This is a genomic window from Streptomyces amakusaensis (genome assembly GCF_039532665.1).
GTDB lineage: Bacteria > Actinomycetota > Actinomycetes > Streptomycetales > Streptomycetaceae > Streptomyces > Streptomyces amakusaensis.
Genome location: NZ_BAAASB010000004.1, coordinates 19,372 through 41,450 on the forward strand (window position 1 = coordinate 19,372; position 22,079 = coordinate 41,450).

Consider the following 22,079-nt stretch of genomic DNA (forward strand, 5'->3'; position numbering starts at 1 on the left):
GATGGCTCCTCAGTTCTCGCGGATCTCGATGACGTGTCGGCGGTCGGCTTCCCGGGGCAGCCGGACGACCAGCGCCCCGGACCGGCCCGGCCGCTCGACGGCGCGCAGACGGAAGGTCTCCGTGCCCGGGTCTGCGTCGCTCTTCTCGCCCTCCCACCGCAGGGCCAGCCGGAAGGCCCCCGCGGCGTCGGACAGGGTCCGCTCCCGCCAGGCGGCGCCGTCCCGGCTGGTCAGGCCCTCGGCCTCGACCAGCGCGTTGACGACGGGGGCCCCGGTGGCCGCGTCGAGCACGACGCCGTGGACCGTGCGCGCGCCCGGCGGGTACGGGAAGGAGACGCTCGGCAGCAGCCGGACGAGCCGGGGCACGGTCGCCGCGGCGGGTGGATGGGTGTCGTCGTAGGGGTGCACCAGGAACTCGACGGCGAGGAGGTCGGACGAGAACGGCTCGCCGTCGGCCGGGTACAGCGGCTGGTGCCCGGGTGCGGTGAAGCGGGCGCGGTGGAGCAGCGGCCGGGCCGTCCACGGTTCGGCGCGCCGGCCGAGCCCGGGATAGGCGAGGGCCGCGCTGGGTGTGCGGACGGCCACGTCGTCGAGCGGCAGCCAGCCGGTGTCGGTCAGCCGCTCCAGCCGGACCGTGACGCCCGTGGTCCGGACCCGCTCGGCGTACTCGTCGAAGGGCACGAACCAGACCGGGCTGTGGCGTGTGGACCGCTCCAGCGGCAGGAAGGGGCTCATGACGTCGGCGTCCCGTCGAAGACCCGGCTGCGCACCGGCCGGACCACGGTCTCGACGGCCGAGTCCAGATTGACGACACGGACCTCGTAGTTCAACGAGAGCCGGTAGGGCTTCTGGATCGCGTACCAGACCCAGGACTTCTGGTCGAGGGCGAGCGGGGTGAGGCTGAGGTGCAGCGCGTCGGTGCTCGCCGCGAGGCTGCCGGAGAGCTGCGCGCCGTCCAGGATCGCGTCGTCGTAGAAGGTCTGGAGGGCGCGGCCGAGCATCCGGTGCTGGGTCGCCTGATCACCGCCCCAGGGGGTGATCAGATAGCGCAGCAGCAGCGCCATCGGCGGTTTGCGGACGGTCGGCGGTTCGGGAGGCTGTGAGCGCACCGGGGGGCGGTTGCGCGAACTGGGGTCCTCGGCGATGTCGTAGAGGAACACCGTGAGCTTCGGCGGCGGGGTCTGCACCGTCTCGGAGAGGTCGTTCAGTTCCGCGATCGGCGGTTCCACCTGGCTCAGCCCGCGCAGGGACTGGGTCAGTGTCTCCACGATGACCGTCGAGACATCGCCGATGACGCCGAAGTCACCCATCCGCATCCTCCCCCGGCCGCGCTCACGATGACGTGCTCCGCCAGCATGCGGAGCCCCTCGTGGCCGGGCCGCGACACATGCGTCACATGCGCGTCACCGGCCCGTTCCCGCACCGGCCGATGACGCGGCGGACACGCTCGGAAAACGTCTCAGTGATTCCGGGGAGGCGTGAACAATCCGCTTCGACCAGGGTCATTGACGCCTCGGCGACGTTTCGGTGACGCCATTTCGCCATCTCTCACCCCCAGGCCCTCGTCACAGGATCATGATTGGTTCGTAATATGGCTCCAGCATTCGGGGAGTAATACGAAGGATCATTGGAACCGAACCATCCGGGGGAATCGGTGAAGGAACCAACTCACGTCACCACATTGAGGCTTCTCAAAGGATTCGCCCTGTCGGTCGATCAGACACGCGTTCCCCTTTGTTCAAGCGTTCAACGGCTCATCGCGTTTCTCGCGCTCCAGGGCATGCCGCGCTCCCGAACCTATGTGGCTGGAACCCTGTGGCCCGACGTCACCATGTCACGCGCCCACGCGAACCTCAGATCATCCCTGTGGCGCGCGACGCAGACCGACCACCACATCATCGACACTTCTACACAGGAACTGGCGATTTCCGAGCACATCATGGTGGATGTGCACGAGGCCGTGGCGAACGCGCACCGACTGCTCGACCTCACCTGTTCCTGCGACGACATTCTCACCACACAGACACGCATCGACCTCTCGGCCGACCTGCTGCCGGAATGGTCGGAGAATGAATGGGTCATCACCGAACAGGAGCAGTACCGCCAACTCCGGCTGTACGCACTGGAGGCGATGACCGAACGGCTCACCACCGCCCGCCGCCACGGCGAGGCGGTCGCCGCCGGACTCGCCGCCGTCCGCGCGGAGCCCCTGCGGGAAAGCGCCCACCACGTCCTGATGAAAGCGCATCTCGCCGCGGGCAACAGAGGCGCGGCACTCCAGCAGTACGAGCAGTGCCGCAGTGTCCTCCGCGACGAACTGGGACTGGAACCCTCGCCGACACTGAGAAGCCTGCTCCCTTCCTCCATCGCGCGCGACGGACGACCGCCCGCGCTGGCGAAAGGCTGAGACCGGCGCACGGCGGCCCGGCCCCCGAAACCCCGGAGGCCGGGCCGCACCACACACATTTCCGAAACCCGATGAACGCCTCGATGTGGCGCAGCTCACCGGAACCCACACCGCGGACGGGGCAGTGCAGAACGTGGAATCACTGATGAGGAATCGTTTCCGGCGCGGGGATCCGGTCGCCCTGGGAGAGCTGTACGACGAGCACGCCCAGGTGCTGTACCGCTATGCCCTGCGGGTGACGGGCGACTGGGCGGAGGCGGAGGACATCGTCTCGGCGACCTTCCTGGAGGCATGGCGGGGCCGGGAGAAGCTCCACCCCGACGGAGGCACCCCGCGCCCGTGGCTGCTGGGGATCGCCACCAACATCATCCGCCGCAACGCGCGTTCGCGCCGCCGCCACGAGATCGCGCTCGCCCGCGTCCCGGAACGCGGCTCGGTCCCGGACTTCGCCGACGATCTCGTCACCCACCTCGCGGACGCCGAACAGCTGCGCGCCGCGCACACCGCCCTCGCCCGGCTGCGCCGCCGCGACCGGGAGGTCTTCACCCTCGTGGTGTGGGCGGGCCTGGACTACGCGGCAGCGGCGGACGCACTGGGCGTGCCGATCGGCACCGTCCGGTCACGGCTGTCCCGGGCCCGTGCCCGGCTGCGCGAACTCGCCGACGCCGAGGCCCGTGCCACCCGATCGGCACGCCCCCACCGCCCCTCGCCCGCCGCGTCCGCCGCGCCGGGCGAGCCCGTGCCGGACCGTGTCGCCGCCCGCCCCTCGCCCCAGGAGAACCGCCGATGAACCGCGACCCGCGACACCGTAAGAACGACCCCTCCGACGAGGCCGAACGCCTCGACCTGGCCGGTCTGCTGCCCCCGCCGCCGGTCCCCGCGCTGGGCCCCGACCGTGAGCCGCTGCTGCGGGAGACCCTGCTGCGCGAGGCGGCGCTCGCCGACCGGCCCGCCGGCCGCGCCGCGCGGACCCCGCGCCCGCGTCGGCGGCCGGTCCTGTGGATCGTGGCCCCGGCGGTCGCCTGTGCCCTGGCGCTCGGCGTCGTCGTGACGGTGGACCTCCCGGACGCGTCCGGACGCGACGAGCGGGCCGTCCCGGGCGACACCGCCCCCGGTTCGCCGGAGGCGGCCCGGCTCCTCGGCCGTGTCGCTCTCGCCGCCGCCGCCGGGAACCGGCCGGCGGTCCGCACCGACCAGTTCGTGTACGTCGAGAGCAAGGTGGCCCATGCCTCGCGGAGCGCCGGGGGCGGGCCCGTGACCCTGCCCCCCGCGCGGAGCCGCCAGGTGTGGCTGTCCGCCGACGGCAGCCGGCCCGGTCTGCTGCGGGTGCCGGGCGAGCCCGACACACCACTCCGAGCCGGCGGCCCGGTCCACACCCTGGAATCCCGGGGGGCGACGCCCCGGCCCGGCACCCTGGGCGAGGCGGGCCCATCGATCGGCGATCCGACCCATCAGTACGTCGCCTCGCTGCCCACCGACCCCGACGCCCTGCTGAGGCTGATCCGCGATCAGACCCGGGGCCAGGGGCAGAACCCGGATCAGCGGGCGTTCACCGCGATCGGCGAGCTGCTGACCGAGACCTGGGCCCCGCCGCAGGTCAGCGCCGCGCTCTACCGCGCCGCCGCGAAGATCCCCGGTGTCACGGTGACAGGTTCCGCCGTCGACGCCGCAGGGCGCGAGGGCGTCGCCGTCGCCCGTACCGCGCACGGGGAGCAGACGCAGTGGGTGTTCGACCGGACCAGCCACGCCTTCCTCGGCGAGCGCACCGTCCTGACCAGGGACGGCGACGCGGGCCCGGCCGGAACCGTCGTCGGTACGTCCGCGATACTCACCAGGGCCGCGGTCGACCGCGCCGGGCTGCTCCCCGCGGACTGAGACCGCTCGAACGCGTCGGCGGTACGGGAGCGCTCAGCCGGATTCCGTGCGCGCCCGCTTCCGCCAGCGCGGTCGGCGCGCGTTGGTGACCGCCCGGAGCACCCACTCCACCGGACCGTACGCGTGGGTGCTGAGCCACCAGCGGCTGATCACCAGCTGTACGGCGAAGAGGGTGAGCGCGATGACGGTCACCAGAACCGGTGCCACCCGGCCGACCAGGGCGAAGCCGTAGCCGGTGAAGAGCAGCGCCATCACCAGGGACTGGGTGAGGTAGTTGGTGAGGGCCATCCGGCCGGCCGGGGCGAGCGCCCTGCCCAGCCGGTCGTGGCGTCCGCCGGAGAGCATCCGGAGCACGGTGGCGGCGTAGGCGGCCGACAGCAGGGGCGCGGTCAGCATGTTCACCGTCATGGCGAATCCCGCGGCCTCCATCCCGGTGCCGTTCTTCTCGAGATGGGCGTAGACGACGGAGCCCGCGAGCCCGATCGGGAAGCCCACCCGCTGGATCCTCCGCAGCAAATCACGGTGGCGCAGCGGGTCGGCGAGGATCTCCCGCTTGCCCGCCGCGAGCCCCAGCAGGAAGGCGGCGAACGCCGGCGTCCCCTGGACCACCACGGTCATCAGCGCACCGCCGGGCTGTTCCGAGACGAACTGGCCGACCACTGAGCCGAATCCGCCGCGCAGGGCCTCCTGAGCCGCCAGGGCGTCGGCCCGCGACGGATTGGCGCCCATGTCGAGATGACCGGCCCAGACCAGCCATCCCAGCACCAGGAAGGCGACCGCGCAGAAGACGAAGACGGACATCGAGGCGCGTACGGCGGTACGGGGCCGGATGCCGCGCACCGTCAGCAGGATCACTCCCAGAACGGAGTAGGTGATCAGGATGTCGCCCGGGTACAGCAGCGTCGCGTGGAGCACACCGATCACCAGCAGGGCGGCGCAGCGCCTCAGGAACCGGGGGACGGGACGGGCCCCGGCCCGTTCGGCGGACCGTATCTGGAGGGTGAAGCTGTAGCCGAACAGGAAGGAGAAGAGGAGGTAGAACTTGGATTCCAGCAGCACCGTGCTCAGATAGCGCCATGCCTGGTGGAGCGGTCCGTCGAAGGAGGCGTCCACCAGTCCCCCGCCGTGGTGGGTGGTGGCCATGACGCTGAAGTTGACCAGCAGGATGCCGAGGAGCGCGAACCCCCGCAGCGCGTCGACATCCGCGATCCGCCTGACCTGCCCCTGTCCCTGCCCTGCTCCTAAACGCTCTCCTGCCCTCTCCGTGGAGGAACGCCCGTCCGTCGTGCGACTCATACCCAAGATCCCTGCTGTCGGATTCGCCGGGACGCCTTCCCTGTGGCGTCCCGGAGGGGAGGACGCACGGGAGGACGGCGGACCTGACAGCGAGATTCCGGTTGTGGGCGGGAATCGGCCGGGCCGGACATCCGGCAACCGCGCGAGTGGGTGCATGAGTTCGGCCGTCGCACGGGGGAACCTTCCGGCTCCCCCGTTCGTCATGAGGTCGAGGACGGATCCTCGACGGGGCGCGTGACTCATTCACGGAGGCGAGTTGTCATGGAGACGAACCGACCGGAGCCGGTCAAGCTGGAGACCACTTTCGTCGACGGCCAGCGGGTGACGCTGTCGCTGCCGCCGACGGACGCGCCGTGGGCCGCCGACGGTGTCCAGGCGCTGCGGGTCGTCCCGGCCACGCACACGGGCCGGGGCGAGGAGCCGCCGGCCCTCCCCGAGGAGCCCGCCCTGCCGCTCACGGTGGCGATACTCGGCCTCGGGTCCTGAGCGGGGCGGATCGCGCCGGCCGGGCGGCCCGCCTCAGCTGAGTTCCGCCGCCCTGGTCGTGGCGCAGTCCTTCATCGCGTCCCAGATTCCCTGGCCCAGGCTCTCGAAGAGCTTCTCCGGGTTGTTCTCGAGGTAGCCGACGATGTCGTCCCACTTTCCGATGGAGAAGGTCAGGTCCAGGCCGAATCCCACCAGGTGCGCACCCGCGAGGTAGGCGTCGCAGTCGCCGGTCAGCCGCAGATTCGCGCCGTCGCCGTCGACCTTGAGGTCGAAGCCGCCGCTCGCCCTGATGCCGACCAGGGTGCCGCCGGGGACGGGGATGCCGCCGAGGAGGGCGCTCCGGGGAAGGTCGACGCCGAAGTCCAGTTTCACGTTCGCCGTGGCGCGCAGGCCGGTGCCGGTGTGGAGGGTGCAGCTGATCCGCGAATCCAGGATGCTCAGGAGGTGGGCCTCAAGAGTGAAGGCGAAGCCTTCCGAGCCGAGTTCGGCCTCGACGGCGGCGGAGATCCCCAGGAGCGCGACCTTGCCGGAGAGTTGGAGGATCTTCTCCGGAAGGCGGTGGTCCTTGATGCCCCGGGTGTCGAGAAGATAGCGGGGGCCCTTGGTGCCGTCCTTGTCCGAGATGCTGAACCAGTCCCCGATGGAGAGGGGTTCGGCGATCGCGCTGTCGGCGTAGACGCCGTCGTTGCCGACGCCGATCTCGAAACGCCAGTTGTTGCCGAAGAAGTCGATGTTCCCCTTGCCGTAGTAGCCCTGCGGCCAGTGCTCGTCCAGCGGGCTCGTCCAGCCGCCGGGCACGGTCACGGCGCAGAACATCAGCTCGTGCAGCACGATCGACTTGAGGAAGGAGAGCGCGTCGGGCGGGGAGACGACGATCGCCAGGATGTCCCAGAGGGAGACGCCCTTGTCCTTGTCGGCGGTGGTGAGGGAGAAGCGGAACACGGTGACGAAGGGCTCCGGTTCAAAGCCTCCGACGACATCCAGTTCGAGGCCGGCCGTGCCGACCTCGATGGACCCTCCGATGCCCAGGGTGAGCCCGCTCGTCCCGCCGCCGATCTGGGCCCAGAGCGCCTCGATGTCGAAGCCCTCGATACCGAAGGCGTTCTTCCACGCGGGCCCGGGCGGCGGGGTGGCGGCCTCGGCCGGACGGCGGGCCGCGTCGTGCACGACTTGTCCGTCGGCACCGGTCACGGGGGTGGCCGAGAGGGCTTTGAGCCCGGGTTCCTCCAGGGTGAAGGCGTACTGGCTCGGGTCGAGCCGTCCGGCGAACGCCCCGGGGGCGGAGCCGGCGGGCCTCAGGGTGAGGGAGAGGGAGAAGCCCTCCTTGGAGACCGTTCCCCCGGCCACGAACTGGAGCAGGGTCTCGGGGGCGGAGCCCATCGCGGGGACGGTGAAGTTCCACGAGGTGCTGAGGCCGATCCTGAGCCGGGCGGGCTCGATCTCCACTTCCAGTCCGCCGAAGCCGGGGCGCAGCCTCTGTTCGGCCACGGATGCCCTGAACACCGAGTTCCCGACCGGTGAGGCGAGGACCGCTTCCAGGTGGACGCCGGTGGCGACGCCGTCGAACAGGGCCTTGAGCGGCTCCAGCGGTCCGGTGAAGCCGATCTCGGTGAAGAAGGTGAGGCCCTTGTCCAGGGTGGCGGGGAGCGTGTCCGGGGCAGGGGCCGGGCCCGATGCGAGGTTGACGCCGTCGGCGGAGCAGACCGCCAGGCCGGACTTGGCGAAGGTGATGTCACCGAGGATGCCCAGGACCTCGGACCAGCCCTGGACCTGGTTGGGCGCCCAGGTCCAGCCGTCCTGCCAGAAGGCGGCGGCGAAGAGGGTGCCGGAGCCGCCCTTCGCCGCCTTCCCGGCCAGGGTCAGCGCCTTCGCCCCGGCGAAGTCGATCGTGCCGCCGACCGTCAGTTCATAGCCGCCGCCCTCGTCGGCCTCACCCGCCCGGGCCCCGCCGAGGCGCAGTCTCACCGTCGAGCCGCTCAGACCGACCCTGGGCAGACCGTCGGGCAGCGGCACATCGGCACGGCAGGCGAGCGCTTCGAGGAGGGCGGTCAGATCGGTGTCGGGAAAGGTGCCGCCGAGTTCGAAGCTGCCGGGGAGATGCCAGGCGGCGTCGAAGACGATCCCGTCGCCGTCGGCCGGGCCGAGCCGCGCCCGCGCGGCGAGGGAGCCGGTGGTCCTCGCGGTGGCGGCACCGCCGGTCGCAGGCTGCTGCGATGCCGCCTCCTCCTCCTCGCGCCCCAGCTCCAGGGTGGCCTCTTCGAGCCTCAGCAGGGCCGCTCCGACGCCGATGTGCCACTCGGCCGCCACGGTGGCCGAGATCCCGTACTCGCCCCGCGTGGGCGCGGCCGTGCCGTGGAACTTCTTCAGCGTCAGATCCGGCACACCGCTGAGGTCGGTCTTCGGGAGGAAGTGCGTGAGCACGTCCTTGAGCCGTGCCGGTGTCTCCTCGTCGAGGGTCAGCTCGAAGCCGCCGGGCGGGATGGCCGCGGAGGCGTGCAGGGCGAGCGTGCCCGCCACCGTGAAGTCCCCGAATCCGGTGACGGTGGCGGAGCGGCTCGGCCGGAGCGGCCCGGTCACGGTCAGCCGGGCCCCGACGCCGGTCACGGCGAGGTCGTCCCCCACCACGGGCCAGGAGACCTCGGGTCTCGCCTCGGCCCTGACGGTGATCGTGGTCAGGGCCTCGGTCAGGCCCTGACCGATCTTCGTGACATCGACGGTCGCACTCAGTTCGGCGATCCGGACGGCCTCGCCGAGGGTGAACCCCTGCGCGGTCAGCTGCCGCACGGCCGCGCCCGTGCCGTACCACCCTTCGAGGACGCCGGTCCCCACCTCACCGCCCGGCGGCGCGTCCACGGCGAGCACGATCTCGTTCCCGGCCACGGGGACCGGCGCGCCGACGGTCACGCCGACGCCCTCCGCCAGCACCAGGTCCGCGACCAGGCGGAGCCCGTACGAGAGCGGCGGGCCGTCGCCGCGCGAGCCCGCCCACAGGGAGAAGTCCCCGCCGAACTCCTCCGAGGGCTCCGGCACGGAGCGCAGCGCGATCTCCGTCACGGTCTCGGCTCCGACGGGACGGCGCAGTACGGGCCCGGTGAGCGAGAGGGCCGCTCCCGGGCCGCGGACCAGCGGGGCGAGGGAGCCGAGCGGGGCCGGGTCCCGGACCTCGGGCGCGTGGAGGGTGAGGCCCCGGTCGAGTACGGGCCGGCCGTCGCGGGCGGGCCGGGGCACGGAGGTGAGCAGAAGCTCGGGCAGGCGGTCGCCGAAGGCGAGACCGGCCAGGTCGCTGCCCCCGGTGTCGGGGAAGGAGACGGCGAAGGTCCAGCCCTCCGGCGTGCCGAGGGGGATGAAGAGGGTCGGGTCCTGATTGACGGGGTCGAGGCCGAACTCGACTCCGGTGACCCGCACGCCGGTGATGCCCAGGGCGTCGAGTTCGCCGTCGACGACGACCGTGTTCGTGTCCGGGTGGTCCTCGCGGTGGAGAGCGCCGATCGTGAGGGCCCCGCCGTCGAGCCAGCCGCCGACCAGCGCGGCGGCCGGCCCGCTGCCGAGGTCGGCCGCCGTGAGGCTGAGGGTGTCGCCGGCGGTGTGCCGGTCGAGCAGTGCCTGGAGTTCGGTGAACCGCATGCGGGATTGCCTTCCGGGCGGGGGCGTACGGACGTACGGGCGTACGGACCCATGGGCGTGCGGATGTACGGACCTGTGGGCATACGGACCGGTGGGCGTACGGACCGGTCGCGGATCAGCCCGACAGCTTCTTGGCGATCACCTTGCGGGCGTTGTCCGTGAGGGCCTGGGCGATGTCGTCCTTGCGCCGGTCCGCGCCGTCCTGGACGCCCTTGATGAAGCCGTCCTTGATGTCGGAGGTGTTGAGGATGGTGTGCAGCGCCTCGTCGGGCAGGCCCTCGACATGGACGCCGATGTCCAGCTGGTCCGGGTCGATGTCGACGGTGAGCGAGCGCAGGCCGATGGTGAGGGAGTCGGCGTCGGGTCCCGAGAAGGACAGACCGAGGGTCGCGGAGGGCTGTCGCACGGTGGTGGTCATGGTGCCGTTGAGGTGATCGCCGGACTTGACGAAGGTCGCCACGACCGAGGCCGCGATGGTGATCGGTGTCTGGGAGATCCGGCCGAACCGCAGGGTCGCGTCGACGCCTTCGGCGACGAGGGCGGCGTCCTCGGCGGGGATGAGCACGTCGGAGATGCCGCTGATCGTGACCTCGCTCAGGGTGAAGTCGACGGGGACGCCCATGACCTGATGCTCGCCGAGGTCGATCGTGTCGATCGACAGGGGGTCGAGCGCCGGATCGCTGGAGGAGCGGACCACGGTCGGCGGGTAGAAGCCGGAGTCCGCGTCGTTGAGCGAGGCCCGCACGCGGTCGAAGAGACAGACCTCCACGGGTCCGTCGCCCGCCGGGGGCCGGCCGCTGTCCGCGGGGAGCGGGCCGGTGCCCAGCACATCGCCGAGCGCCTTCGTCAGCTGATCGGTGACGGAGCCGGAGAACTGGGTGCGGAAGTCCTCGGCGTTCAGGGCGTCGGCGAGTTTGGCGGTCAGGGCCTCGGCGGCGTCGGGGCTGTCGAAGGCGAGGACGGCCGCCCCTTTCCAGGCCTTGCGATTCAGGTCGGTGATCGTGTCGCCGTCGATCGTGAGTTTGTCCTCGTCGAGGGCGAAGGCCGGAGCGGCGGCCACGGAGACGGACTCGACCGTGACCTTCTCCGTACGCCCGGACCCGGACCCGGCCGTCTCAATGGTCAGCCGGACATCGAGGACCAGCCCCTCGACGGTGAAGAGGAAGGCCCCGCTCCCCTCGATCGTCTGGGACGGCCACCCCACCCCGTACGCCTTCAGACCGTCGGCGGGGACCGCGGTCGGCGGTCTCAGCGTCCCGGCGAGCACCTCCGGAGCGTCGAGGGCGCTCTCCGGGTCGTCGATCACCACGACGTGCTGGACGAGCCGGTAGGAGCCGTCGACCGTGATCCGCGGCTGGTAGCCGTGGCTGTCGTAGGCGGCGGTCGTGATCCGCACGCTCCCCCGGTAGCCGTTCTCGGTCGTGGTGACGTCGGTCAGTTCGCCCACCGAGGCGTTCGGCAGACCGGTGACCGAGACGCCGGAAAGCGTCAGCCCGGGGTACTGGTCGTCGCGGTCGCGCTGGCTGTCGAAGTCGTCCAGGCTCTCCGGCAGTCCGCCCACCCCGTCCCTCTTCGCCCGGTCGAAGGCCTTGCCCACGAAGTTCCACCAGGCGACGGCGATGGAGTCGGCGGCCGTCGTCCCCGTGTCGCCCGTCAGCTCGCCGAGTTCCCACGAGTCCGCCTTCAGCGGCGACAGGGTGCGCCCGTCGGGGGTGCGGATTCCCTCCAGGATCTTCGGCAGCCAGTACGGGCTGTCCGGGTCGTCGGCCCGCTTGCGCAGGGTGGCGTAGACGAAGTCGATCAGGGCCTTGGCCATGACGATGCTCCTTCTCGGATTCTCGGTTCTCGGTTCTCGGTTCTCGGTTCTCGGGTTACGAGGAGTGGGATTCAGGGCTTGCGGTCGACGATGTACAGCGCCAGGTCCTCCAGGGCGTACCGGTAGTGGCTCGCCGGGAAGGGGCGCAGCAGCTCGATGGCCTCCAGCGCCTGGGCGCGCGCGTCGGCGTAGGCGCGGGAGAAGCCGGTGGTCGCCCGCACCTGGGTGACGCACCGTTCCAGCTCTCCGGCGTCCAGTGGTTCCCCGCGCATCACCCGGCTCACCCGGTGGTCGGGGCCCAGTTCCTCCATCGCGTACACCAGGGGCAGCGTCGCGCGGCGGCGCAGCAGGTCCATGCCGCGCGGTTTGCCGGATTCGGCCTGGTCCCGGGCCAGGTCGAAGAGGTCGTCCATGACCTGGAGCGCCCGGCCGAGGCGGCGGCCGGCGAAGCCCGCGCGGCGGGCGTCGGCGTCGCGTCCGCCGGCGAGGGTGACGCCGGCCTCGGCGGCCAGGCCGAAGAGGACGGCGGTCTTGCGGTCGGCGGTCCGCCAGTAGTGCTCGATCAGCCGGGCGGGTTCCTGGTTCAGGTCGGTGCGCAGTTCGTCCAGTTCGCCGCAGCCGATCTGGAAGGCGGTGTCGAGGACCAGTTCGATCAGCGCCATGTCGCGGTCCCGGTCCACGGTCCGTACGAAGCCCCGGATGGCCTGGACGAACTGGAGGTCGCCGACGAGCACGGCGGTTTCCGTGCCGCGTGCGGCGTTGACCGACGGCAGCCCCCGGCGCAGCGCCGAGCCGTCGATGATGTCGTCGTGGATCAGGGTCGCCACATGGAGCATCTCCAGGGAGACCGCTCCTTGCAGCACTTTTCGGGGCAGTGGCGCGGGGCCGAGGACCATGCGGGCGGCGAGCAGCAGGACCGCCGGGCGGAGCCGTTTCCCCTGGCGGTAGAGGGCTTGTTCGGTGTCGCTCAGATACTCCCGCTGGGGGGCGAGCGCCTCGGCGAGGATGGCGTCGAAGTGCGGCCGGTCGTCGGCGAGCAGCCCGGCCCAGAGGGCGGTGGTGAGGTCTTCGGCGGGGGTGCCCGGGTCGAGGGTGAGCACGGTCAGGACCGCCCGTCCCCGGGCGGGCCGAAGCCGGCGATGCCGGTGAGCGCGGCGTGCCGCAGGGTCTCGGCGACCGCGTCGCGGAGCAGTTCCTGGACGAATCGCATGGTCCGCAGCCGTTCCCTGGCCACCTCCCCGGCCGGGCCCCGCCAGTCGGCGTCGTCGATGTGGAGGGTGAGGGGCGGCAGGGTGACGGTGGCGTCGCCCCGGGCGGGGTCGAGGGTGATCAGCACGTCGTCCAGGCGGGCGTGGCAGTCGCCCCGGTGGAGGGTGTGGGTCGCGGCCGGCTGTTCCTGTGCCCTGGCCTCGTAGGCCTCCTTGCCGAATCGCCGGTAGCGTTCCCGGTGCTCCTCCGAGAGGGGGAACCACTCGTCGGGCTCGTCCTCCGGGGCGGCGCTGTAGGTGCCGTGGACCAGTCCGACATAGCGGTCCAGCTCCTCGGGTGTCGTCGCGCGGACCTCGCCGGGGTGCTGTTCGATGGAGGTGTAGATCTGCTCATGGGTCAGGGGGGTGGTCTGTTCGCCGGAGTTCCCGGTGTCGTTGACCGCCGTGGCGAACTTCTGTGCCGCGTCCAGGGCGTCGCCGTAGGTGTTCTGGTCCTCGGGGGCCGTCGCGAAGCCCATCTCGAAGGAGAGGGCGCTGGTGACGTTGACGTACTGGACGAACGCGTGCGAGTTGTACGTGGTCCCCTGGTCCGGGTCGGTCCAGTCGTTGACCGCGTTCGCGCCGTCGCCCGTCGCTCCCAGGTCCGTGTTGGTGTAGGTGTGTTCGGACATGCGCCGGGTGACGCCGTTTCTGCGCCAGTTCTTCCGCAGTGTGCTGGAGCTGTCGAAGATGCCGTAGAAGGTCTCGTTGTTCTGCCCGTAGGTGATGAGCAGTTGCTGTCCCTTCTCGGTCCGCATCAGCTTGTCGCGGTGGGTGTCGGCGCGGTCGCGCCACTTGCGCAGGGTCTCCTCGTCCGGCGGGTCGGGTGTGACGGCGGCGGCGCGGCTCGCGGCGGGGAGGGTGGGCCGTCTCGCTTCTTCGGAGAGCGGGCGCAGATCGCCGGCGGTGTCGAGGTCGCGGATCTCGTCGGGGCGGGTGTCGAGCGCGTACCGGCCGGTGAGGAGGAGCGCCGGGAGGCGGTACGTGTGCTGCCGCCCGGCGACGGCCTCCGGCCGCCCTTCGGCGCTGACCCGGAGCGCGCCGAAGCGGATGCTGAGGGAGCCGGTGGGGTGTCCGGCCGTGTCGGGCAGTTCGACGGTCCGGGCGAGGGGGTAGCCGGGGGTGTCCGCGAGGTGGAGTGGCCGGGCTTCGGGGTTCGGGGTGCTCACGTACGTCTCCTGCGGTGTGTCGGACCGGTGGACGGGGTGGTCAGGAGACGTCGGCGGTCCCGCTGATCATGAGCATGTCGCCGTGGGCGGCCAGCTCGGGCGCGGCCAGCCGCAGCTTGACGGTCGCGTCGCCGATCGGGATGTCACAGCCGATCGGCGTTCCGAGAGGAATGTCGGGGGTGAGCCCTTCGGTCTTCTTCTTGACGATGCCGGGGGCCGCGAGGGCGAGGTCGTTGACGAGGCCGGAGAGGGCGTCGGCGAGGACCGTCTTGGGAGTGAAGGTGACACGTTCCAGGTCGAGGCCGGTGACCTTCACGGTGAGGGCGGTGTCGGTGATTCCGGTGGCCTGGACCGTGACGACGGGCGGGTCCGGCGCGTAGGAGACGTCGAATTCGATGGGCGCTGACATGGCGTGTCTCTCCTGACTGGCCGGTCGGTGCGTGCCGAGCGGCCCTGGCGGGTCGTTCTGACGGATCGTCGCCGCGTCACGATTCGTGGCCCGCCTTGGACAGGGCGCAGCCTCCGCCGCCGTCCGGGGAGAGGGGTACGAGGTCGAGTTCGGCGTGCCAGTCGATGTCGACTCCGGCCGAGGCGGTCGTCGGGTCGGCTCCGACCGTCAGATTCACGGCTCGCCGGAAGGTGGCGTCCCACTGGGCCGAGGCGAGATATTGGATGGTTTTGTCGCCCTTGGCGAGCTGTGTGTTCTCGTACCGCTTGACGGAGGCCGTCAGGAGCGTGGCCAGCAGCCCCTTGCCGATGAGCGTGAACACCTGCTTGTCCGTGGGCCAGTCCACGGGTTCGGGACGCGCCGCCGGCGAGGGCCCCGCCGTCGTGTTCACCGTCGAGGCGAGGACCAGATGGGTGGGGATGACGTCCACGCGGACGACGCTCAGGGCGACCGTCTCACCGAAGAGGTTCTGGGCCGGGATCTTCAGCCCCTTGAGCAGGGTGGTGCCCTGGGTGAGGAGTGCGGGGACGACGACGTTCTTGACGATGATGCTGGTCGGGCCGTCGGGAAGGTTCTCCAGCCAGACTCCCAGGGGGACGGCGGTGATGCCTCCGCCGCCGTCGAGTGTCAATCGCAGGGCCACCGTGACCTTGCCGGTGACCTGGGGGAGGGCGGTGTCCGCCACCTTGCAGTCCGCCTGGAGCCGCTGGGCGACGAATTGGAGCACCCCGGAGTCCGGGAGGTCCGTGACGCCGTCCGCCTTGATCATCTCGTTCCAGAGGTCCTCGTCGGGCGGGGCGAGGACGAGGGCGGGGGCGTCCAGGAAGTCCCAGGCGAAGGTGTAGGCCGTGCCGTCGATGGGGTCCGGGGTGACGCTCCCCCGGAACGCGTCGCGATGCAGTTCGTAAGCCTTCTGAAGGCCGGAGTCGAGGGCGTCGCCGCCGACTCCGACCGCGAGGTCGAAATTTGAGTCGCTCACGCCGCCCATCCAAAAGCACCCCGGATGACCGCACCACAGCTTGCTCCGCCCTGTCGCAAAGCGGTGCTCGGGCGGCTTCGAACGCGTCAGTTTCGGCACCAGGGCACTGGGGCGCGGCGGCGGGCGCGCGTCCGTGGCGAATCGGGCACGACCAGCGGCGACGGGTTCCCGGCCCGGTGAGCGCCCCGACGGTTTCCCGCCATGGATCCCGGCCAATTCACCCAGCCTCAAGAAGTTATAATCGGACATTACGCTCTTTGAGTAGGTCAACTCCGCATATTTTGGGCAGTGTTGCCGGATCAGCGGCATCGGAGGCTCCGGACCCCGCCCGGAACGAGCCCTCTTGGCCGCCCCTTCGCCCGGAGGAATCGGAGGAAGTCGCCCCATGACGTACGACCTCGCAGTCGGAGCCGACGCCGGCATCGTGAACAAGGTGGCCGAGGAGGTCTACGGCCAGCTGTATCCGAGGTACTTCACCGGCTCCGAGCCGTACGACGCCGGAGGCACTCCCACCACGGTGACATGGGACGTCAGGACCGCCCCCGTCTTCGACCTCACCCCGCCCGCCCACACCGAGGAGGAGTTGCGCGCGCGCTTCACCGAGGACGGGAGCCGGCGGTTCACCGAGGAAGAGCTTTCGGAGTACGCCGCCACCCTGCGGACCTCACTGGACGGGAGCACCTTCCAGGTCGTCCTGCACCAGGTCCATGTCACCGTCGACACGGGCGGCGGCGGGGACCTCGTACAGGGGGACGTGACCGTGACGGTGGACGTCCAGGCCAGCACCTCACCCTCCGGGCTGCTCACCCTGAACCCGCTCAAGGCGGTGGCCGGCGACACCAGCGAGGTCCAGAAGGTGATCCTGGACAATGTGGTGCTGCCCGCCGTCCTCGACCAGTCCCGTGAGATCCTCTCGGGCATCAGCCTGCCCAAGCCGGACATCCCGCTGCTCAGCCTCTCGGACCCGGTTCCCGTCATCGGCCCGGGGCAGGTCGTGGCCGTCATGAATCTGGCGGAGCACGGCGTACCGCGGCCGCCCTTCCCGGACGCCTGGCCGACGAGCTCCTTCTTCGCCCTGCTCGGCACGGACACGGTCCAGCGGATCGCCGAGGCGGCCACCGCCTACCTCGAAGGGATGTCCTTCCCCGCCGACGACTCGGCGGACTTCGGCGTCGGCACCGGCTACTACAACGCGACGATCGTCCTCCATCAGGTGCGGTGCGAGGTCGTGGACGACGCCGAGCTCCCGACCGTGCGCGTCCACGCCTCCGCCACCGGCAGCGGAAGCGCCGGTATCAAATGGTTCTGGGGCAGTTCTACCGACGCGTTCTACGATCTCGCGCTGGATCCGGACCCCACCGTCACGCTCACCCTGTCGACGTCCGGCACCACGCTCAAGGCCACGACGGAGAGCGTGAGCCCCTTCGACCTGGAGATCTATCCGCACGACGACCTCGTCAGCGTCATCGCCTCCTGGGTGGCCAACGCCCTCTCGTCCACCCTCGGCGGCCTCGTCGGCGACGCCTTCCGGGGCATCGAGTTCCCCCTGGGCAGCCTCCCGACCGTCCCCGTCGACCTGGACCCGGTCCATCTCGACGTCACACCGACCGATCTGACGCTCGGCCGGTACGGCGACGCGCTCTCCCTCCGGGGAGACGTCTCCGTCACCAAGCGGTAGACGGCCGGGACGCGGGCGGGGTCAGGCGGCCGAGTTGATCAGGAAGACCTGGCCGCCCTTGCCCACGCACCGTTCCATCACGGCCTCGGTGCCCTCGGACGTCCCCGACCCCTTGATCCCCACACAGCCCTGTCCGGCGACGCGGAGCACGTACCAGCCGCTGCCGTCGGCCCCGGACGGTTCGATGTGGAAGCGGCTGGCGTCCTGGCAGGCGTCCATCGGCTCCAGCAGTCCCGCGCCCGGCCCGTCGGTCAGGGCCTTCAGACAGCCCTTGCCGTAGTCGGGGTGGTGCCACTGGATGCGGTAGGTGTCCCCGCCCATCGGCTCCAGCATGGTGTTCTGCGGTGCCACGCTGCCGCACGGCCGCTGCACGGCGACGAGCGGGGTGTACCGCCGGTCCTGGACCCGTCCGTCGGTCAGACAGAGACGGGGTTCGGTGACCGGGCGGATGAGCACCCAGCCGCTCGGCGGCGGGGCCCAGGCACCGGACGGCTGGGGCGACCGCCCGGCGGTGCCGGACCGGTCCGGCTCCGCCGGGGCGTCGGAGGCGGGAGACATCCACGCCGCGGCGGCGGCCACGATCACCGCGGCAGCCGCCGTGACGAGCAGGGCGGAAAGCCTGCCGGGCCTCCCGGAGAACACGGAGCGCCGGGCCGCCGGAGGCTCCTCCTCCCGCGCCGCCCCGGCGGCCTGCCGCGCGGCGACCGCGTCCCGCGCCGCCAGCCACACCGCGACCCGGCGGCCCTCTCCGCACGCGTGCACGAAGGCGGCCAGCAGCTCCGGACGCGGCAGCGCCGTGCCGCCCAGCACGGAGGCGATGGTGCTGCGCGCCAGTACCTCGCCCCGGTCGGCGGCCCGCTGTTCGAGCTGCCGGTAGGTCAGTCCGGCGACGCGCTTGAGCTCCCGCATCAGCGCGACGAATTCGGCCCCGTTCCGCGCCTGCTCCGGCTCCGGGCTCCCGGTGGTCTCCTTCTCCATGCCCCAGATGGTCCACATCATGGCGTGCTCACACCAATAGCGGATCCCGCCATCGCCCCGGGGCGGCTCGACTTGTCCAGATCCTGTCCTCGCCACCCCGGACACCCTGCCGCAGGCCGCTCCACCACACCGCCGTGACCTGGGCCGATCCGGGCCGCCGGCTGTCCGGCGGCCCGCTCCCGGGCGTCCGGGACGGCCCCGGACCGTCCGGGATTGTCCCGGACGCCCGGGAGGGCTGACACATTCCGTCCGGTGCCACAGGTTGGACCCCGCACCCGACCGGGTGCTCTCCGCGAAGACGAGGAGGAGTGTCGAGATGCTCAAGAAGCTGGAAGCGCTGGGAGCCGGACTGCTCGAACGGTTCGTCCCGGGAATCGACGCGTCGGCGGGAACGGCCGCGTGTGGCTGGAAGAGCTTCCCCGCCTGCTGGCAGTGTCCCAACAACCGTCCCTGCAAGGCCTACTGCTGCGACGGGCACGGCTGCTCCAACCCGGTGCAGTGCCAGTAGCTCCCATCCCCTCGGCGCCGGGCGGCGGCTTCACGGCGCGCCCGGCGCCGTACCGCCGCGCGCGCACCGGGGAGGTGTGATGCCGTACCTGGTCATCGGCGCCCGCTGTCTGCTGGGCGCGGTGTTCCTGGCGGCCGTGCTCGGCAAGGTGGCGGGACGGGGGTCCTTCGGGGCCTTCGTCGCCTCGGTCCGCGCGCTGCGCGTCCTGCGGCCGGGGCTGGCCCGGCCGGTGGCGCTGGGGGTGCTGTCGGCCGAGTGCGCGGTGTCCGTACTGCTGCTCGCCCCTCTGCCCGCCCCCGCCGTCACGGCCGGATTCCTCGCCGCCGCAGGGCTGTTGGCCGTCTTCGCCGCCGGTATCGTCCGGGCGCTGCGGCGCGGGACCGCCGCCCCGTGCCGGTGCTTCGGGGCCTCCGCCGTCCCGCTGGGCGTGCGGCACCTCGTACGCAACGCCGTCCTCGCGGCGGTGGCCGCGCTCGGCGTACTCGCCGCCCTCCGCCCCGGACCGGTGGGAACGGTGGGAACGGTGGACCCCGGCGGCGCGGCGGCGGCCGTGCTGGCCGGGCTGGCCCTGGGGGCGCTGACAGCCGCGCTGGACGACATCGCCGAGCTGTTCCGTCCCGTCCGCACCCTCCGACCATGACGACCCAGAGGAGACCGTATGCCCTTCCTGACCGCACTGGTGGTGTTCGTGGGGTTGCTCTGCACCCTGGACCTGGTGCTCACGCTGGGCGTGATCAAGCGGTTGCGGGAACACACCGAGCTGCTGACCGCCCCGCCGCCCACGCCCGCCATCCCGGTGGGCGGGAGCGTCGCCGACTTCGCGGCGACCACCGTCGACGGCGAGCCGCTCAGCGGGGCGATGTTCGCGCAGGACACGCTCGTCGCGTTCTTCTCGCCCGGCTGCGGGCCGTGCGAGGAGAAGCTGCCCGCGTTCGTCTCGTACGCGAGGAGTGCGGACGGGGCGGGGAGCCCGGAGGACCGGCCGGTGGCCGTCGTGGTGGGCGACCGGGACGCGGCGGCGGGCTTCGTCTCCCGGCTGTCGCCCGTGGCACGGGTGGTGGTGGAGGATCCCGGCGGACCCATGGGCCTGGCCTTCAAGGCCGAGATGTTCCCGACCCTGCTCAAGGTCGCGCCGGACGACGGCGGCTCCCTGGTGGTGACGGACAACCAGGTGCGGCTGGAGCGGCGGCCGGCGAGGGAGTCCGCGGCCACCCGTCCGCACCCGGCGGCATGAGCGGGAGCGAGCCCGCCGGGGCCGGGGGCCCCACCCGGCGGCACGCCGCCGCCGCGCTCTCCCTCACCGCCCGGGCCGCCCCCGGCGCGCTGGCCTCCTATCTGGCGCTGACCCTCGTCGCCGGCTCGCTGCCGGTGGCGGCGGCCTGGCTCACCACCCTGCTCCTGGACGAGCTGGTCGCCGCCCCGGCGTCGTGGCGGTCCCTGCTGATGCTCGCGGCGGGCCTCGCGGCCGTGGGCGTCGCGGCCTCGGCCACGCCGCATCTGAGCCAGTACCTCCGGGCCGAGCTGGAGCGGAAGGCCGGAGTCCTCGCCCAGGACCGGCTGTTCGGCGCGGTCGAACGGTTCACCGGGCTGGCCCGCTTCGAGGACCCCGCCTTCCTCGACAGACTGCGGCTGGCGCAGGGAGCGGGCGGCACGGCTCCCAACCAGGCCGTCGACGGCGTGCTCGGAGGCGTCCGCGCCGCCGTGACGATCCTGGGCTTCCTGGGGTCGCTGCTCCTCCTCGGCCCGCTGATGGCGGCCCTGGTGCTGGCGTCCGGTCTGCCCGTGCTGGCCGCCGAGGTGGCGCTGTCGCGACGCCGCGCCCGGGTGCTGTGGGACGTGGGGCCCATCGAGCGCCGGGAGTTCTTCTACGGGGACCTCCTCGCGGGCGTGGCTGCGGCGAAGGAGATCCGGCTCTTCGGCACGGGCCCTTTCCTCCGCCGCCGCATGCTGGCGGAACGGCGGAGCGCCAATGCCGCGAAGCGGGCCGTCGACCGCCGGGAGGCCCTCACCCAGTCGCTGCTGGGCGTGCTCGCCGCCGCCGTCGCGGGCGGCGGGCTGGTGTGGGCGGTGGCCGAGGCCAGGGCGGGCACGCTGACGGTCGGGGGCCTCGCGATGTTCGTCGCGGCGGTGGGCGGGGTGCAGGGGGCGCTGGCGACCCTCGCGGGAGAGATCGCCAGGTCGTACCAGGCACTGCTGCTCTTCGACCACTTCCTGGCCGTCACGGCGGCCGGACCCGACCTGCCCGTGGCTCCCCGGCCCCGGCCGCCGGGCGCGCTGCGCCACGGCATCGAGTTGCGGGACGTGTGGTTCCGCTACTCCGAGGCGCATCCCTACGTCCTGAGGGGCGTCAGCGTCTTCGTCCCCCGCGGCTCGTCCCTCGCGCTCGTCGGGCTCAACGGGGCCGGCAAGTCCACGCTCGTCAAACTGCTCTGCCGGTTCTACGACCCCACCCGGGGCGCCATCCTGTGGGACGGCACGGACATCCGCCTCCTCGACCCCGGTGAGCTGCGGCGCAGGATCGGCGCGGTCTTCCAGGACTACATGCGGTACGACATGACGGCCGCCGACAACATCGGTCTCGGGGACCTCGACGCGCTGGGCGACCGCGGGCGGATCGAGACCGCCGCGGCACGGGCGGGCATCCACGAGAAGCTCGCCGCGCTCCCCCGGGGCTACGACACGCTGCTGTCCCGGATGTTCTTCATGGAGACCGGGAAGGACGATCCGGAGACCGGGGTGGAACTCTCCGGCGGGCAGTGGCAGCGCCTCGCGCTGGCCCGCGCCCTTCTGCGCGAAGGGCCCGATCTGATGATTCTGGACGAGCCCTCCGCCGGGCTCGACGCGGTCGCCGAGCACGAGGCGCACACCTCCCTGCGGCGGCATCGCGAGGGCCGGACCAGCCTGCTCATCTCCCACCGCCTCGGGGCGGTGCGCGAGGCGGACACCATCGTCGTACTCGCCGGGGGGAGCGTCGTGGAACAGGGCGACCACGCCGCCCTGATGGCCGCCCGGGGCGCGTACGCCCGGCTGTTCACCCTTCAGGCCGCCGGGTACCGGGGCGAGGGCGAGCCGGACCCGGCGCTGGACGGAGGACGGTGACGGCGGTCGGAGCGGCCGGACTCCGGCTGCTGTACGCGGCGCTGACGCGCGGGCTCGTCGCCGTGACCGTGCGCGGCGCGAGCATGGAGCCCTCGTACCACGACGCCGACCGGGTGCTCGTGCGCCGGGGCCTGGCACCGGCACCGGGAGAGGTCGTGGTGGTGGAGCGGCCGACGGCGGGCGCGGGCTGGCGGCTGCCGCCCGTGCCCCGGCACGGGCGGGCCGCCGAGGTGGCGGCCCGCCAGTGGCTGATCAAGCGGGTGGCCGCCGCGCCGGGCGACCCGGTGCCCCGTGACCGGGTTCCCGCGCTGGCCGCCGTCCCCGAGCAGCGGGTCCCGCTCGGCAGTCTGGTCCTGCTGGGCGACAACCGGGAGGTCAGCTTCGACTCGCGCCGGGTGGGGTACTTCCCGGCGGAGCGCGTGCTGGGCACGGTGCTGAGGCGTCTGCCGTCCGGTTGACGGGCGGCCGG

The 22,079-nt window shown here is 72.0% G+C and carries 20 protein-coding genes; 10 read left to right on the plus strand and 10 right to left on the minus strand.

The features are described from left to right. Positions 1-9: 9 nt before the first annotated feature. Positions 10-735, minus strand: coding sequence for a carboxypeptidase-like regulatory domain-containing protein (locus ABD371_RS07685; protein WP_344474172.1), 726 nt, complete (start codon positions 733-735; stop codon positions 10-12). Continuing rightward, a complete protein-coding gene (locus tag ABD371_RS07690; protein ID WP_344474174.1) occupies positions 732-1,310 on the minus strand; it encodes a Pvc16 family protein in 579 nt (192 codons plus the stop codon). The genes ABD371_RS07685 and ABD371_RS07690 overlap by 4 nt, the downstream gene beginning before the upstream one ends. 317 nt (positions 1,311-1,627) lie before the next feature. On the opposite strand from ABD371_RS07690, the gene ABD371_RS07695 reads away from it, so the two are divergent. The 3 genes from ABD371_RS07695 to ABD371_RS07705 all read left to right on the plus strand — a co-directional run bounded on the left by ABD371_RS07695 (position 1,628) and on the right by ABD371_RS07705 (position 4,282). Continuing rightward, positions 1,628-2,407 (plus strand): AfsR/SARP family transcriptional regulator, encoded by a 780-nt coding sequence (locus ABD371_RS07695; protein WP_229869206.1) that lies wholly within the window; start codon positions 1,628-1,630, stop codon positions 2,405-2,407. A gap of 145 nt (positions 2,408-2,552) precedes the next feature. Then, entirely contained in the window at positions 2,553-3,197 is a 645-nt protein-coding gene (locus tag ABD371_RS07700; RefSeq protein WP_344474176.1) for a sigma-70 family RNA polymerase sigma factor, read from the plus strand. Next, a complete protein-coding gene (locus tag ABD371_RS07705) occupies positions 3,194-4,282 on the plus strand; it encodes a CU044_5270 family protein (RefSeq protein WP_344474177.1) in 1,089 nt (362 codons plus the stop codon). Before ABD371_RS07700 ends, ABD371_RS07705 begins: the two co-directional genes overlap by 4 nt. Positions 4,283-4,315: 33 nt before the next feature. Here the strand turns inward: ABD371_RS07705 and ABD371_RS07710 are convergent, their stop codons facing one another. Further along, positions 4,316-5,578, minus strand: a complete 1,263-nt coding sequence (locus ABD371_RS07710; protein WP_344474180.1) for a DUF418 domain-containing protein — start codon at positions 5,576-5,578, stop codon at positions 4,316-4,318. A 261-nt stretch (positions 5,579-5,839) separates the two neighbouring features. Here ABD371_RS07710 and ABD371_RS07715 point away from each other — a divergent pair, with 261 nt between their 5' ends. Beyond that, positions 5,840-6,064: a hypothetical protein gene (locus ABD371_RS07715; protein WP_190124280.1), complete on the plus strand. Its 225-nt coding sequence runs from the start codon at positions 5,840-5,842 to the stop codon at positions 6,062-6,064. A 33-nt stretch (positions 6,065-6,097) separates the two neighbouring features. Here the strand turns inward: ABD371_RS07715 and ABD371_RS07720 are convergent, their stop codons facing one another. The 6 genes from ABD371_RS07720 to ABD371_RS07745 form a co-directional block, all read right to left on the minus strand. Continuing rightward, positions 6,098-9,688 (minus strand): hypothetical protein, encoded by a 3,591-nt coding sequence (locus ABD371_RS07720; protein ID WP_344474182.1) that lies wholly within the window; start codon positions 9,686-9,688, stop codon positions 6,098-6,100. 115 nt (positions 9,689-9,803) lie between these two features. Further along, a complete protein-coding gene (locus ABD371_RS07725; RefSeq protein ID WP_344474184.1) occupies positions 9,804-11,504 on the minus strand; it encodes a hypothetical protein in 1,701 nt (566 codons plus the stop codon). Positions 11,505-11,575: 71 nt separating this feature from the next. Further along, positions 11,576-12,604 (minus strand): polyprenyl synthetase family protein, encoded by a 1,029-nt coding sequence (locus tag ABD371_RS07730; protein WP_344474186.1) that lies wholly within the window; start codon positions 12,602-12,604, stop codon positions 11,576-11,578. A 2-nt stretch (positions 12,605-12,606) separates the two neighbouring features. Then, positions 12,607-13,920: a hypothetical protein gene (locus ABD371_RS07735; protein ID WP_344474188.1), complete on the minus strand. Its 1,314-nt coding sequence runs from the start codon at positions 13,918-13,920 to the stop codon at positions 12,607-12,609. A gap of 40 nt (positions 13,921-13,960) precedes the next feature. Next, positions 13,961-14,329 carry a hypothetical protein gene (locus ABD371_RS07740; protein ID WP_344474190.1) on the minus strand — a complete coding sequence of 123 codons (369 nt, stop codon included), beginning with the start codon at positions 14,327-14,329 and terminating at the stop codon, positions 13,961-13,963. Positions 14,330-14,405: 76 nt separating this feature from the next. Then, positions 14,406-15,347 (minus strand): hypothetical protein, encoded by a 942-nt coding sequence (locus ABD371_RS07745; RefSeq protein WP_344474192.1) that lies wholly within the window; start codon positions 15,345-15,347, stop codon positions 14,406-14,408. 385 nt (positions 15,348-15,732) lie between these two features. Between ABD371_RS07745 and ABD371_RS07750 the strand changes: the two genes are divergently transcribed. Beyond that, a complete protein-coding gene (locus ABD371_RS07750; RefSeq protein ID WP_344474193.1) occupies positions 15,733-17,025 on the plus strand; it encodes a hypothetical protein in 1,293 nt (430 codons plus the stop codon). Between the two features lie 21 nt (positions 17,026-17,046). On the opposite strand, the gene ABD371_RS07755 is transcribed toward ABD371_RS07750, so the two are convergent. Beyond that, entirely contained in the window at positions 17,047-18,003 is a 957-nt protein-coding gene (locus tag ABD371_RS07755) for an RICIN domain-containing protein (protein ID WP_344474194.1), read from the minus strand. 316 nt (positions 18,004-18,319) lie between these two features. Here ABD371_RS07755 and ABD371_RS07760 point away from each other — a divergent pair, with 316 nt between their 5' ends. From ABD371_RS07760 to ABD371_RS07780, 5 genes are all read left to right on the plus strand, one after another. Then, positions 18,320-18,511, plus strand: a complete 192-nt coding sequence (locus tag ABD371_RS07760; protein WP_344474196.1) for a hypothetical protein — start codon at positions 18,320-18,322, stop codon at positions 18,509-18,511. Between the two features lie 79 nt (positions 18,512-18,590). Beyond that, positions 18,591-19,151, plus strand: a complete 561-nt coding sequence (locus ABD371_RS07765) for a MauE/DoxX family redox-associated membrane protein (protein ID WP_344474198.1) — start codon at positions 18,591-18,593, stop codon at positions 19,149-19,151. 18 nt (positions 19,152-19,169) lie between these two features. Next, positions 19,170-19,745, plus strand: coding sequence for a TlpA family protein disulfide reductase (locus ABD371_RS07770; protein WP_344474200.1), 576 nt, complete (start codon positions 19,170-19,172; stop codon positions 19,743-19,745). Next, positions 19,742-21,610, plus strand: a complete 1,869-nt coding sequence (locus ABD371_RS07775; RefSeq protein WP_344474202.1) for an ABC transporter ATP-binding protein — start codon at positions 19,742-19,744, stop codon at positions 21,608-21,610. Before ABD371_RS07770 ends, ABD371_RS07775 begins: the two co-directional genes overlap by 4 nt. Then, positions 21,607-22,068 (plus strand): S26 family signal peptidase, encoded by a 462-nt coding sequence (locus tag ABD371_RS07780; protein ID WP_344474204.1) that lies wholly within the window; start codon positions 21,607-21,609, stop codon positions 22,066-22,068. The genes ABD371_RS07775 and ABD371_RS07780 overlap by 4 nt, the downstream gene beginning before the upstream one ends. Positions 22,069-22,079 lie beyond the last annotated feature (11 nt).